We start from the raw sequence: 14,409 nt of genomic DNA, 5'->3' as shown, positions 1-14,409 counted from the left end.
GCATCATGGGCACTTTCAAGCTCAAGGGTAACGTCCATGCGCGTTCTGTCATTGATGATGGGTCTTACGACGCTGGCCGCCACTACGGTGTTCTGCGCCAGCGCGATGGCGAATGAAGAAAGTCAGTTAGTCCAACAGATCAACCAATACCGCAGCCAGGTGCAACGCTGCGGTGACCAGGGTTCCCAGGAGCTGCCGCCGCTGACCAGCGACACACGGCTGGTATTGCCGGCGTCCAATGTCGGCGATTTGCAGCAGTCGCTGGCGCGCGCTGCGTACCCCATGGTGAATGTGCAGGCTATCAGCCTGTCCGGGCCCAAAGATGCCGAGGCCGCGATGAAAGCGGTACGCGAGAGCTTCTGCCGCGTAGTGCTCGATCCGCAATTTGTCGATATCGGCGTCAGCAACAGCGGCCAGGACTGGCGCATCGTGCTGGCTCGCCCGCTGGTTACCAGTGGCCTGGGCGATTGGCAAACCGAAGGCAGAAAACTGCTCGACTTGATCAACACCGCGCGTGCCGAGCCACGCCAGTGCGGCACCCAGGCGTTCACCGCGACCACACCGCTGTCGTGGAACGACACGCTGGCCAGCGCGGCCAACAGCCACACGCGCAACATGGCCAACGGCAACTTCTTCGACCACCTGGACCACGACGGGCGTACGCCCGGTGACCGCGCCGAACTGGCCGGGTATATCGCGAAGAACATCGGCGAAACCATCGCCGCCGGCCTCGACACGCCGCGCAAGGTCGTCGACGGTTGGCTCGCCAGCCCCGGCCACTGCGCCACCCTGATGAACCCGCAATTTCGCGACTTGGGTGCCGCCTACGCGATGGACCCCAAGAGTGACGCGGGCATCTATTGGACGGGGTTATTCGGTACGCAATGAAGGTTGGGCGCCGGCCCAACCCGGCCAACAATGACGGCGTGCAAATAGACAATGAAATCAAAGTGCTATCAGGGAGATAATCGCGCTGAACTGAATGCGGTCATTCCGGTCTGTTGCTAGTCGGTCGGGCTCTTCAAAGCTAAACAATACGTGGCAAGCAAGGTGTGAACCCAATGATGAATTGGCTGCAAGGCAGCAGCGAAATGGCAGAGCGGGTTCGTCAGCATGATTGGGCCAATACGCCCCTGGGGCCACTTGAACACTGGCCCGATGTGTTGAAGACAACCGTTGCGCTGTGCTTCGCGTCGAGTTTCCCCCAGGCCATCGTCTGGGGGCCTCAGTTGATTACCCTCTACAACGACGCGTTCACGCCGATCCTGGGTAGCAAACCCGACGCCTTGGGCCGCCCGTTCAACGAGATCTGGCACGAGGTGTGGGACGATATCAGCCCTATCGCCGACGCCGCGTTCGATGGGCACGCCACCTATATCGAAAACTTCCCGCTGTTGATCCAACGCAACGAAGCGCCGGAACAAGCCTATTTCACCTTCTGCTACAGCCCGATTCGCAATGCCCAAGGTGTAGTGGTCGGTTTGCTCGACACGGTGACCGAAACCACTGCCACGGTGTTCCTCGCCCGTCGTCTTGAAGTGCTGGACGCCATTAGCAATAGCGTGACCAACGCTACCGACGCCGAAACCATCCTGACGTCTACGACTCGCCTGCTGGCCGAACATCTGCAGGTGTCCATCTGTGCCTACGCCGACATGGACGAGGATGAAGATGGCTTTACCATTCGAGGCGACTGGTCGGCGCAAGGCTCGCCGAGCATCATCGGCCATTACAGCCTGGCGGCGTTTGGCGAATGCGCGGTCAACTGCCTGCGTGCCGGCGAGCCACTGGTGATACGCAATAATCTGATCGAGCTGCCGCCCCATGACGCCGCGAGCTTCCAGGCACTCGGTGTGACGGCCACCATTTGCATGCCCTTGATCAAAGACGGGCGGCTCACCGCACTGATGGCCGTACACGACAAAGTGCCGCGTTTTTGGTCGTCCTACGACATCGCGCTGTTGGGCGAAGTCACCGAACGTTCATGGGCGCATATCGAGCGCGTGCGTGCCGACGCCGCCGTGCGTAAGGGCCTGGCCGCCTATGCGGAACTCAATGCCAGCCTGGAGCAGCGCGTGAATGAGCGTACCCGTGCGCTGGCCGAAGCCGAAGCTGCACTGCGCCAGTCACAAAAACTTGAGGCCATCGGCCAACTGACCGGTGGCGTCGCCCATGACTTCAATAACCTGCTGACCATTATCCGCTCATCCGTGGATTTCCTGCGCCAACCGGGCCTGTCCGAAGAGCGTCGGCAACGTTATATGTGCGCGGTATCCGACACGGTGGAGCGGGCCAGCAAGCTCACCAGCCAACTGCTCGCTTTTGCCCGTCGCCAACCATTGAACCCGCAGGTGTTCGATGTCGGCCAGCGCGTGCAGAACATCGGCGAGATGCTCGAAAGCGTCACCGGCGCACGCATTCATGTGCAGGTGCAATTGCCCGATCGGCCCTGCTATGCACGCATCGACCCAAGCCAGTTCGAAACCGCGCTGATCAACATCGCCCTCAACGCCCGCGATGCGATGGACGGCCAGGGTACCCTGACCCTCAAAGTCGCCAGCGAGCAAACGCTGCCACGTATTCGCGGGGATGCCGAGTCGTGCATGCCCTACATCGCCATTTCTCTGGCCGATACCGGCACCGGGATTCCCAGCGATACCTTCGAACGCATCTTCGAGCCGTTCTTCACCACCAAGGCCGTGGGCAAAGGCACGGGCCTTGGCCTGTCGCAGGTATTCGGCTTTGCCAAGCAGTCAGGCGGCAATATCGATGTGGCCAGCACCCTTGGCCAGGGTACGGTGTTTACCTTGTACCTGCCGCAGGTCGAAGGCGAAGCGGCGCCGGATCAAGACCCGCATACAGACTTGCCAGCGCCGCAAGAGGCTGCTCATCAGCACGTGCTGATCGTCGAGGACAACCTTGAGGTAGGACGCTTCGCCAGCCAGATCCTCAAGGACCTGGGTTACCAGACCACGTGGGCGACCAATGCCGAACAGGCGCTGAACCTCGCCGGCACAGACGTCCAGGGGTTCGATGCGATTTTCTCCGACGTGGTGATGCCCGGCATGACCGGCGTGGCCATGGCCAAGCTACTGCGCCAGCGCCGCCCGGACCTGCCCGTGGTACTCGTCTCCGGCTACAGCGAGGAACTGGCGGACAGCGGCTATGAAGGCTTTGAGTTCCTCGCCAAGCCCTACTCCGCCGACCAGGTTGCGCGAGTGCTGGCAAAGGCGATGAGCAAGGATCAGTCGACAACCGCCACCTGATTGCGGCCCGATGCCTTGGCCTGGTACAGGGCCTTGTCGGCGCTGTTCATCAAGCCGTTCAAATCCAGAGGCTGAGCGTGGGTCGATGCCACGCCCAAGCTTGCGCTCACCCCTTGTACCGGGTCGGCGGGCAAGTGATAAATCGTCTGGAGCAACTGCTCGGCAATGCTGCGTGCGGTCTCCAATGAGGTATTGGGCAGCAACACCGCAAACTCCTCGCCTCCCAGGCGACCGTAGATATCGGTCTGGCGAAAGGATGCGCTGATCACCGCGCCAATCTGGCGCAACACCTGGTCACCGGCTTGGTGGCCGTAGGTGTCATTGATGGCTTTGAAGTGGTCCATGTCCATCATCAACGCACACAGCGGTTGCTGCTCGCGAAGGCACTGGGCATACAGCAACTGAGCCTGTTCGTAGAACGCCCGACGGTTCATCAGCCCGGTCAGTTCATCGGTCTGAGCGGCGCGGGTGGAAATATGATGAGCGCGTTCCATTTGCCTCGTCAGGCGAAAGGCTTTTTCCAGGGCATCGGAGAGTTTGCGCGTGGCACCGGCCACAAACGAAGCAAACACCAGCACCGCCAACGCCACGCCGACCTGCATCGGCGAAGGCTGAAACAGCATCCATACCGTACAGGGAAGCAACACCAGCGCCATCGAGCCCAGCGTCATGTAGCGATAGGCTGAATAACAGGACACCGCGCTGACCGACATGCCCACGGTAAACAGCATCACCAGCACCTGGGATAAGCGGTCATCGACCGGCATCACCGCCAGCGCCCCGCCGCCCCAGATACCCGCCGACAGCATCAGCGTGACCCAGTAGCGGCGTTCCCAACGGGCGGGCGTGCGCGCCGCGTCAGGGCAGCGAAACCATTGCACGAACAGATGCAGGCGCACCAATGACGAGCCCGCCAACAGTACCAACCACACCAGGATGACCTGATGATCGAACCGATCCCAGCACAGCCAGCAGAGCATGACGGCGCCCAGGTAGCTGCCGAAGATCGCCGAGAATGATTGACGAAACAGCTGGTGCAAACGGTCGGTTCGCACCTGCTCTTCGATGAGGTGACCCTGATCTTGCCCAAGGTTATTCATGGGGTTGGCCTGTTTGACCGGCGACGGCAAAGGCGCCATTGTGGCACCTTGCCAGCAAGCCGAACAGCGGCATACGCCGCGCTAGAGCGTTTCAGGCTCTTGAGGTCGCAAAATCAGCACGCCCAGGGGCGGCAGGTTCAAAGACAGCGACACCGGCTGCCCATGGCGCGGCTCATCCTGGGTAAACACCGCGCCGCCATTGCCGTAATTGGAGCCGGCGTAGGTATCGGCATCACTGTTGATCACCTCACTCCAGCGCCCGCCAAACGGCACACCGACTGCGTAGCCTTCACGGGGCACCGGGGTGAAGTTGGCAACCACCAACACCGGCTTGCCATCTTTGCTCCAGCGCAGCCAGGCATAGACGCTGTTGATCGCGTCATCACCGATCAGCCATTGGAAGCCCTGGGGCGCATCGTCCTGTTCGTGCAACGCCGGTTCTTCGCGGTACAGGCGGTTCAGGTCGCCCACCAGCTTCTGCACGCCACGGTGCTCGGGGTACTGCAGCAAATACCAATCCAGTTGCTGGTCGTGGTTCCACTCGCGCCATTGGCCAAATTCGCAGCCCATGAACAGCAGCTTCTTGCCGGGGTGCATCCACATAAAACTGAGATAGGCGCGCAGGTTGGCAAATTTCTGCCAGCGGTCGCCGGGCATCTTGTCGATCAGCGAGTGCTTGCCGTGTACCACCTCATCATGGGAAATCGGCAGGATGAAGCGCTCGGACCAGGCATACACCAACCCGAAACTCAGCTCGTTGTGATGATGGGCGCGGTACACCGGGTCTTGCTGAATGTAATGCAGGGAGTCGTGCATCCAGCCCATGTTCCATTTGTAGTTGAAGCCCAGGCCACCCTGTTGGGTCGGCTGGCTGACGCCGGGCCAGGCCGTGGACTCCTCGGCAATTACCAACGCGCCCGGCGCTTCAAGGGCAACCACGTCGTTCAGGTGCCGCAAGAAGTCGATGGCTTCCAGGTTCTCGCGGCCGCCATGACGGTTGGGCACCCATTCACCGGCCTTGCGCGAATAATCGCGATACAGCATGGAGGCCACGGCGTCCACGCGCAGGCCGTCCACATGGAAATGCTTGAGCCAATGCAAAGCCGACGCGAGCATGAAACCGTGGACCTCGGTGCGGCCCAGGTTGTAGATCAGCGTGTCCCAGTCCTGGTGAAAGCCTTCCAGGGGGTTGGCGTATTCGTACAGCGCGGTACCGTCAAATTGCGCCAGGCCGTGGGTATCGGTGGGGAAATGCGCTGGCACCCAATCAAGGATCACGCCGATATCGGCCTGATGGCAGGCATTGACGAACCAGGCGAAGTCTTCCGGCGAGCCAAAGCGCGCGCTGGGGGCAAACTGGGATAACGCTTGATAACCCCACGAGCCACCAAAGGGGTGCTCCATGATCGGCATCAGTTCGATATGGGTGAAGCCCAATTGTTGAACGTAAGGAATCAGCCGCTCGGCCAATTCGCGCCAGCCATATTGCCGAGCCACTTCACCGGCCTCGTCCAGCTCGCACTGCCAGGACCCCACATGCAGCTCGTAGATCGACAACGGCGCGGTGGCTTTCTGCTTGTCTCCCCGCGATTGCATCCACTCATGGTCCTGCCAATCCACTTGCAAAGGTGCAGCAACTTTCGAGGCGGTGTCCGGCGGCAGTTGGGTGGCCAGCGCCACGGGGTCGGCCTTGAGCGGCAAAATGCCGTGGGCGCCGAGAATTTCGTACTTATAAGCCGCGCCCGGCTGCAGGCGCGGGATGAAGATTTCCCACACGCCCGAGGGATGGCGCAGGCGCATCGGATGACGGCGCCCGTCCCAGATATTGAAGTCGCCCACCACCGAAACCCGCCGTGCGTTCGGCGCCCAGACGGCAAAGCGCACGCCTTGCACGCCATCGACGCTGACCACCTGCGCCCCCAGGCAGTTGCCCAGGTCACGATGATTGCCTTCGGCAAACAGGTACAGGTCCATCTCCCCCAGCAGCAATTGGCTGAAGCTGTAAGGGTCTTCGGTGATCTGCTCACCGCCGGCCCACTGGATTTTCAGCAGGTAGGGCTGGCGAGTGCTGAAGTGCCCAATAAACAGGCCTGGCACCTGGGTGGCATCGAGGCTGCCAAACGGCTCGCCTGTGTCACGCGCCAGCACCTGAACACTCAGGGCCTCTGGCAGGAATGCGCGGATAAACTGGCCGCCCTGCTCGTCATCATGGGGCCCCAGGATCGAAAACGGATCGGGGTGCTCGGCGCGCACCAGCGCATCGACGTCCTTGGACGCCGGCAATGCAGTCAACTTGGGCTGCAGCGGTTCTCTCTGTGTAAAACTCATGACGTCTCCCCACCGCGTACAGGTTTAGATATAGGTGTCAGCCCGCTCAGCAAGCCGTGCAGCCCTTGCAGGGGCACCGGCAGCCAGGTCGGGCGGTTTTCTGCTTCGTAGGCCACTTCGTACGCGGCCTTTTCCAGGCTGAACAAGGTCAGCGCTGCGTCTTGGCCGTTGGCATCCTGCCAGTCATGCGCCAGTGTAGACGCAGCGGCCTGGTAAGCCTGGGTAAATGCTACGCGGGCTTCATTCAGGTAGCGGTCGGTCACGCGTTTGCGCGCAGCGTTCGCTTCTGGCGTGTGATCCACCCCTTGTACATTCAGCGCCATGGCCGCGGCATAATCAAAGGAACGCAGCACACCGCTCACATCTTTATAAGGGCTGTGTTTGCCGCGCCGCTCATGCAGCGGTCGCGCCGGTTCGCCCTCGAAGTCGATCAAGTAGGCATCGCCCTTGACCACCAATACCTGGCCCAGGTGCAAGTCACCGTGGACGCGAATGCGCAATCCGCCCGCCGTGGCTTTGGCCAACGCCTGGACATGCGCCGCGATGGCTTTTTTCTGCGCCAGTAATTCACTGACCAACGCCTGGTCGGCGGGGTTCAACTGGCTTTGATTAAGCTTGAGCAACTGCAAGGCACGGTCGATCTGGGCGCCGACATCCTTGGCCCAGGCTTGGGTGTCTTTGATTGTGGTGGGTTCGGGTTTGAAGGCCTTGTCGGCCGTTGGCGCACCCAGCACCAGGTGCATTTCACCCAGGCGCTGACCGAGCAAACCGGCAAAATCTGCCAGTTCCCCGAGGGCGTTGTAATGCTGTTCCTGTTCAGAGATCGCGTCGGCCAGCTCATCGCGGATCGCCCGCTCCAGGTTGTTCTGGGTCCAGCTCCAGGCATCGCCCTGATTGCTCAAGTAACCCTGGGCAATCATCAGCAAGTTGTCCTGTCCCTGCCCGTCCTGGCGGCTCATAAAGCCCAGCAGCGGCGAGATGTTCGGGTAGCCAGCGGCGGTCAGGTACGCACTCATTTCCAGCTCCGGGTGCACGCCGGCGCTGACTTTGCGAATCAGCTTGAGCACCAGACTCTCACCGACCACCACCGAGCTGTTGGACTGCTCGGCGGACAAGTAACGCACCGGCGATTCACGGGTCAGTTGCAATGCGGCCAAGTGTTGAGTGGCCTCGAATCGCAGATCGCCGTCAGGGGTATTGAGCACGGTGCCGGCCTGCATGGCCTGGATCACCTCAAGGATAAAATGCTCAAGGCTGAAGGCATCGGTCACCAAACCTACCTGGCGGGTGCGTCGCACTCGGGCCAACGCCAATTGCTGGGGCAAGGCGCTGGTGAACTGGTCTTCGCCAAGGAAGCCCAAGGGCAGTTGGTAGCGGCTGACCTGGCCGGCACTGGTCACTTCGATCTCACTGAGCAACACCGGATGCTGCGGGTCGCCAAAACGCACGCCATATGCGATGTGCACCGTGTCGATTGCCGTATCTTTGCCGGCAAACCAGCGCCGCTTGGGCAGCCAGGCGGGCAGTGACGTATGTTCCAGGCTGGTGCGGCAAGGTTCTTCGAGTAGCTCTTCCATGCGTTTTTTCAGTACCAAAGTGGTGAAGTCGGGCATGCTTTGCGCCGGTTCCACATGCCAGCTGGGCATCTGGTTTTCCGCTGCCAGCACGAACCAATAGAAACCATAGGGCGCCAGGGTCAGCAGGAAATTCAGCTGGCCGATTGGCGGGAAGGCATTACCGCCAAGCATCTCCACCGGCACCATGCCGGCAAAGGCCGACAGGTCCAGCTCTGCCGCCTGGGCGCTGCGCGACACGTTGGCCACGCACAGGATGATCTCGGTGTGGCCGTCTTCACCGGTGTATTCACGGGTGTAAGCCAGGATGCGCCGGTTAGTCGGCGAGAGCATTTTCAAGCTGCCACGACCAAACGCCTTGGACTGCTTGCGCACTGCGAGCATGCGCCGGGTCCAGTTGAGCAATGAATGCGGGTCTTGGGCCTGGGTCTCGACGTTGACCGACTGGTAGCCGTATTGCGGGTCCATGATCGGCGGCAGTACCAGGCTGGCCGGGTCGGCACGGGAAAACCCGCCATTGCGGTCGATGGACCATTGCATCGGCGTGCGCACGCCGTCACGGTCGCCCAGGTAGATGTTGTCGCCCATGCCGATTTCATCGCCGTAGTACAAGGTCGGCGTGCCCGGCATCGACAGCAACAGGCTGTTGAGCAATTCCACCCGCCGACGATCGCGCTCCACCAGCGGCGCCAGGCGTCGCCGAATGCCCAGGTTGATACGGGCGCGGCGGTCTGCGGCGTAGTAGTTCCACAGGTAGTCGCGCTCTTTGTCGGTGACCATTTCCAGGGTCAGCTCATCATGGTTGCGCAGGAAAATTGCCCACTGGCAGTTGGCGGGAATCTCCGGGGTCTGGCGCAGAATGTCGGTGATGGGGAAGCGATCTTCCTGGGCCAACGCCATGTACATGCGCGGCATCAGCGGGAAGTGAAACGCCATGTGGCATTCATCGCCGTCGTCGCCCTTTCTGTCGCCAAAGTACAGCTGCGTGTCTTCCGGCCATTGGTTGGCTTCGGCCAGCAGCATGCGGTCGGGGTAATGGGCATCGATCTCGGCGCGGATCTGCTTGAGGACGTCGTGGGTTTCGGCCAGGTTTTCGTTGTTGGTGCCGTCCCGTTCGATCAGGTAGGGGATGGCGTCCAGGCGCAGGCCGTCGATGCCCAGGTCGAGCCAATAGCGCATCACCGACAGCACCGCTTTCATGACCTGCGGGTTATCGAAGTTGAGGTCCGGTTGGTGCGAGTAAAAGCGGTGCCAGAAGTACTGGCCGGCCACCGGGTCCCAGGTCCAGTTGGACTTTTCGGTGTCGAGGAAAATAATGCGTGTGCCGTCGTATTTCTGGTCATCGTCCGACCACACGTAGAAGTCCCGTGCCGCCGAGCCTGGTTTGGCCTTGCGCGCACGCTGGAACCAGGGGTGCTGGTCGGAGGTGTGGTTGATCACCAGTTCAGTGATCACCCGCAGCCCGCGTTGGTGGGCCTGGGCAATAAAGCGCTTGGCGTCGGCCATCGTCCCGTAGTCGCTGTGCACGCCGCGGTATTCGGCAATGTCGTAGCCGTCATCACGGCGCGGCGAGGGGTAGAACGGCAGCAGCCAGATGGTGTTCACGCCCAGGTCAGCGATGTAGTCAAGTTTGGCGATCAGCCCGGCAAAGTCGCCAATGCCGTCGTTGTTGGAGTCGAAATAGGATTTGACGTGAACCTGGTAGATCACCGCGTCTTTGTACCAGAGCGGGTCTTTGATAAAGGTGGCTGCCTTGGGTTTCTTGGCCATTGCAAACTCCTGAAAATACAAAGTTCTCGAGGATCGTTCCCACGCTCCGCGTGGGAATGCAGCCCCGGACGCTCCGCGTCCCAAGCGCGACGCAGAGCGTCAAGTGAGGCATTCCCACGCAGAGCGTCAAGTGAGGCATTCCCACGCAGAGCGTCACGTGAGGCGTTCCCACGCAGAGCGTGGGAACGAGCACTCAGGATGTGCTGATGCGCCAGATCCCGAACGGCATCTGTGGTTCCAGCCGGGTCCATTGGGTCTTGCCGTACCAGGTCCAGCGATGGCCGTTCATCAAGTCTTCGCCCTGGGTCTGGGCATCGTCGGGCAAGCCCATCTCCCACAGTGGCAATTCGAAGTGGGCTTCCTGGGCGTTGTGCGGGTCGAGGTTGACGGCGACCAGAATGAAATTGCTGCCGTCTTCGCTGCGCTTGCCGAAATACAGGATGTTGTCGTTCCAGGCGTTGTAGAGCTTGAGCCCCAGGTGGGTTTGCAACGCCGGGTTCTGACGACGGATGCGGTTGAGCTGGGCGATCTCGGCGATGATGTTGCCGGGCGCGGTGAAGTCGCGGGGGCGTATCTCGTACTTCTCCGAGTCCAGGTATTCCTCTTTGCCCGGCACCGGCGCGGCTTCGCACAACTCAAAGCCTGAATACATCCCCCACAAGCCCGAGCCCATGGTGGCCAGCGCAGCGCGGATCAGGAAGCCTGCACGGCCGGATTCATGCAGGAAACCCGGGTTGATGTCCGGCGTATTGACGAAGAAGTTCGGGCGGTAGCACTCACGCCAAGGCGATTGGTTCAGTTGCGTGAGGTACTCGCTCAGCTCAGCCTTGGTGTTGCGCCAGGTGAAATAGGTGTAGCTCTGGGAATAGCCGACCTTGCCCAGGCGCGCCATCATCGCCGGGGTGGTGAAGGCTTCGGCGAGGAAGATCACCTCAGGGTACTTGGCACGCACATCGCTGATCAGCCATTGCCAGAACGGCAGCGGCTTGGTGTGCGGGTTGTCGACGCGAAAGGTCTTCACGCCCTCTTCCACCCAGCCCACCACGATATCGCGCAGTTCGGTCCACAGACTCGGGATGGCGTCGGCCGCGTAGAAATCGACGTTAACGATGTCCTGGTATTTTTTCGGTGGGTTTTCCGCGTACTTGATCGTGCCGTCCGGGCGCCAGTTGAACCAGCCCGGATGCTCCTTGAGCCATGGATGGTCCTGAGAGCACTGGATGGCGAAGTCCAGGGCAATTTCCAGGCCGTGGTCGGCAGCGGCCTGGACCAACCGGCGAAAATCATCGCGCGTGCCCAACTGCGGGTGGATCGCCTCGTGACCGCCCGCCTCACTGCCGATGGCATAGGGGCTGCCGGGATCATCGGGGCCGGCGATGAGCGAGTTGTTCTTGCCCTTGCGGTGGCTACGGCCAATGGGGTGGATCGGCGGGAAGTACAGCACGTCAAAGCCCATGTCATGGATCATCGGCAAGCGTGCGTGGACGTCGTTAAACGTGCCGTGCCGTGCAGGATCGTCGGTGATCGAGCGCGGAAACAGCTCGTACCAGCTGGCAAATTGTGCGGCCTCACGCTCCACGTCAATCGGGTACGCGGGGCTGACGCTCAAATAGGCCCGATGGTCGGCCTGGGTCATCAGGTGTGCACTGTCTTCGTGCAGGAACAACGCCACCTGCTCGGTTTCCAGCAGGCCGGAGAGCTCATGGTGCAACAACATCAAGCGGTCACGCAGTTCATTGTCACTGCGTTCGGCGGCCTGCAACACCAGGCTGCGGCCCTCCTGCAACTCCAGGCTGACCGGCACGCCAGCTTCATGCTTCTTGCGCAGTTCGTAACAGAAGCTGGCAAAGGTGTCGATCCAGGCTTCGATGCAGTACTCATGGCGGCCTTGGCAGGCGACGGTAAACGCCCCCTCCCAACCATTGTTGCCGATATCCAGCATGACCACGCTGTGCCAGCTTTCATCTCCCAGCGCGCGCCAGCGGATCAACACCGCCAGTTTATCGTGGCCATCGGCGAACACTTTGCTGGTCACATGGACCCGCTGACCCACCACCGCCTTGACGGCAAACTCACCGTTGTCGATGACCGGCATGGTGCTTTCGATCGCGATCCTGGGTAACAGCAGCGCCTGGGACAGCGGCAGCACGGAGTCTTCTGGAACCAGTGTTTCAGCAGTCATCGAGCATCTTCCCCTTACGCCCTGTGGACGCTCTTGGCTTGATCCGAATTCAGAAACGGCGACGCTCTCCCTGAGCAGTGCCGTATAAGGTCCGAGCCTGGGCGCTGTTCAAAAGTTCAGGTGGATATACCGCCACTGGGCGGGAATCATTTCCCGCAGGCAAGGGTCCACCGATAGAGCAAAGCACAAACGAGGCCATACCAATGAATATCCCGATACCCCCTGAATCCGAAGATCCAAATATCGACGAGCCCCCGCTGCCGCCCACAGAACCCCAACCCGTTCCTGAACAAGAGCCCCCTGAAAACGAGCCACCGCCCGTGCAGGAACCCCCCGCAACGATGCCGCCCGTTATCGTCTGATTTACAGGCCCGCAAACGCTTGCTTGCGAACCAAATATCGCGGGCAAGCGATGCTGATTTTTCCCACTCGCTTTACAGACATCACCGAGATCACCCCCTCGAAGGCCAAGATAGATTCATTACTCGTGCGCTGACCCGCCTTTTTGCTGGCCGCAGACTATACCGTCCGTAACGCGAGTACCTTCTATGTCCATTTCGCTACTGCCACCAACGCCCGATATGCATGGCCTACAACAACGTCCGGTCAGCGATGATCGACAGAAACTGAACGATTTATTAAGGGCCGGCCCCAGCGGAATCATGCGCAGGAAAGAGCCTGACAGGCATCCATCGGACCTCCCCAGGGCGCCGCAAGCTTCTACCCCGTCCAACCCTAGCCCCTCGACAAGCCTAAAACAGCAGGCGCCCGGTACCGATGCGCCCGAGGAGCAAGCCTCAACTGCGCCCACCACTGCACCGACTACAGACGTGGAGCCGCAGGCGCCCGGTGCAGACGCCCCCCGGCTCGCCCAACTTCGTGCGCTCGGCAGCCGGGAGAGTATTACCCAGATGCTGCGCGAGCCAAACTCGCAGGAGAGCGCCCAGAAGTTGGCCGAGATCGGTAGCCTGTTAAGCAAGGAAAATGTCAAATCGATGCTGCATGGCCCGGATGCAGACGAAGCGCGCAAACTGATTACCAAAGTGAAGGAGCGTCTAGGTCAGTCAAGCCTGCAGATGATTCATGAGCAATCCTCGCATATCGAGCGACCGGGCTTGAGCCCTCAAGAGATCCGCGCCCGCACCGCCAGTTCTGACCCCGAGGAGAGTTTCAGCCAATCCATGCAAGTCTTAGATGAGCTACGCGTTGAGGAATCCTATGCCCAACAGCGAGTGCGCCAGAGTACGCCACTCGCCTCGGCCCTCTTCGAGATCGGCAAGGAAGTGGACCTCGGCGAGCCGACCCCGCAACCGGACAATTCATCGGCTGAGGCAGACAGCCTCAAAACCGCCAGCAACAGCAACGATTCCAGGATTGGCATTGGTCAGACCTTCACCTTCCACAGTATCCGCGACTCGAACTTCGACGCGCCTAAGGAGGTGATGGATTTTGACCACAACAGAGACAAGCTCGATGTAACGGCCATTCGCAAGCAACTCGGCAACAAACCTTTGAAATCGGTAGAAAATTTCTCAGGCGCCAGTGGCGAAGTGCAGGTTCACTACAACCCGGCCAATAATACGAGCGTGGTAATGATTTCCGGCAACCCGGGAGAGCCGCCCTTCGTGGTGAAAGTCTTCGGTGAGGTCAGGTACAGCAACCTCACCACCTGACCCTGTCACTCATCCTTGTCCAGCAGCTTGACGACCCGGGGCATCACACTGAATACCACCAACGCCAGCAGCGTACTGAGTACCGCTGTCGATTCACGGCCCATGCCCGCCGCCACGCCAATGGCGGCGGTCATCCACAACCCCGCCGCCGTGGTCAGGCCCTTCACATGCTGGCCCTCCTCGTCTTCCTTGCCCTTGAGGATGGTGCCAGCACCGAGAAAGCCAATGCCCGCAATCACCCCTTGAACCACACGGCTCATGGCATCTGCCTGGTTGCCGGACATCTGCGGCACCAGCACGAACAGCGCGGCGCCCAGCGCCACCAGCATATGAGTACGCACCCCGGCCGCCTTGCCCTTGTGTTCACGCTCAAACCCCAGGATGCCGCCGAGGATCGCCGCGATCAGCAGGCGCACGGTCACTTGGGTGAGTTGCCGGGCATCGCCGATGTCCGCGAATTCGGCTTGCAGGGTTTGCCACACCAGATGCCACCAGGCGTCCATGGATGCGATCCTT

Annotated in this window: 8 protein-coding genes; 3 read left to right on the top strand and 5 right to left on the bottom strand. The window is 60.8% G+C overall.

The window, feature by feature from the left end:
* Positions 1-36: 36 nt before the first annotated feature.
* Together TX24_RS06385 and TX24_RS06380 are read left to right on the top strand one after the other, a co-directional pair.
* Complete coding sequence (locus TX24_RS06385) at positions 37-888, top strand: CAP domain-containing protein (protein ID WP_003190992.1); 852 nt, start codon at positions 37-39, stop codon at positions 886-888.
* A gap of 173 nt (positions 889-1,061) precedes the next feature.
* Positions 1,062-3,266, top strand: a complete 2,205-nt coding sequence (locus TX24_RS06380) for a GAF domain-containing protein (protein ID WP_057709926.1) — start codon at positions 1,062-1,064, stop codon at positions 3,264-3,266.
* Here TX24_RS06380 and TX24_RS06375 read toward each other — a convergent pair.
* The 4 genes from TX24_RS06375 to TX24_RS06360 all read right to left on the bottom strand — a co-directional run bounded on the left by TX24_RS06375 (position 3,245) and on the right by TX24_RS06360 (position 12,220).
* Positions 3,245-4,405 (bottom strand): GGDEF domain-containing protein, encoded by a 1,161-nt coding sequence (locus TX24_RS06375; RefSeq protein ID WP_032901616.1) that lies wholly within the window; start codon positions 4,403-4,405, stop codon positions 3,245-3,247. The two genes, TX24_RS06380 and TX24_RS06375, sit on opposite strands and share 22 nt — an antisense overlap.
* A 42-nt stretch (positions 4,406-4,447) precedes the next feature.
* The gene (gene glgB / locus TX24_RS06370) at positions 4,448-6,694 is read right to left on the bottom strand and encodes a 1,4-alpha-glucan branching protein GlgB (protein ID WP_057709925.1); all 2,247 of its coding nucleotides are present in this window, start codon (positions 6,692-6,694) and stop codon (positions 4,448-4,450) included.
* The gene (gene treS / locus TX24_RS06365; protein ID WP_003190985.1) at positions 6,691-10,038 is read right to left on the bottom strand and encodes a maltose alpha-D-glucosyltransferase; all 3,348 of its coding nucleotides are present in this window, start codon (positions 10,036-10,038) and stop codon (positions 6,691-6,693) included. The genes glgB and treS overlap by 4 nt, the downstream gene beginning before the upstream one ends.
* A gap of 193 nt (positions 10,039-10,231) precedes the next feature.
* Positions 10,232-12,220: an alpha-1,4-glucan--maltose-1-phosphate maltosyltransferase gene (locus TX24_RS06360; RefSeq protein WP_057709924.1), complete on the bottom strand. Its 1,989-nt coding sequence runs from the start codon at positions 12,218-12,220 to the stop codon at positions 10,232-10,234.
* A 548-nt stretch (positions 12,221-12,768) separates the two neighbouring features.
* Here TX24_RS06360 and TX24_RS06355 point away from each other — a divergent pair.
* A complete protein-coding gene (locus TX24_RS06355; protein WP_082628758.1) occupies positions 12,769-13,893 on the top strand; it encodes a M10 family metallopeptidase C-terminal domain-containing protein in 1,125 nt (374 codons plus the stop codon).
* Between the two features lie 5 nt (positions 13,894-13,898).
* On the opposite strand, the gene TX24_RS06350 is transcribed toward TX24_RS06355, so the two are convergent.
* Entirely contained in the window at positions 13,899-14,396 is a 498-nt protein-coding gene (locus TX24_RS06350; RefSeq protein WP_003190981.1) for an MgtC/SapB family protein, read from the bottom strand.
* Positions 14,397-14,409 lie beyond the last annotated feature (13 nt).

Origin of the sequence: Pseudomonas lactis (assembly GCF_001439845.1) — a bacterium.
Classification (GTDB): Bacteria; Pseudomonadota; Gammaproteobacteria; order Pseudomonadales; family Pseudomonadaceae; genus Aquipseudomonas; species Aquipseudomonas lactis.
This window is presented reverse-complemented; position numbering and strand designations above follow the sequence as displayed.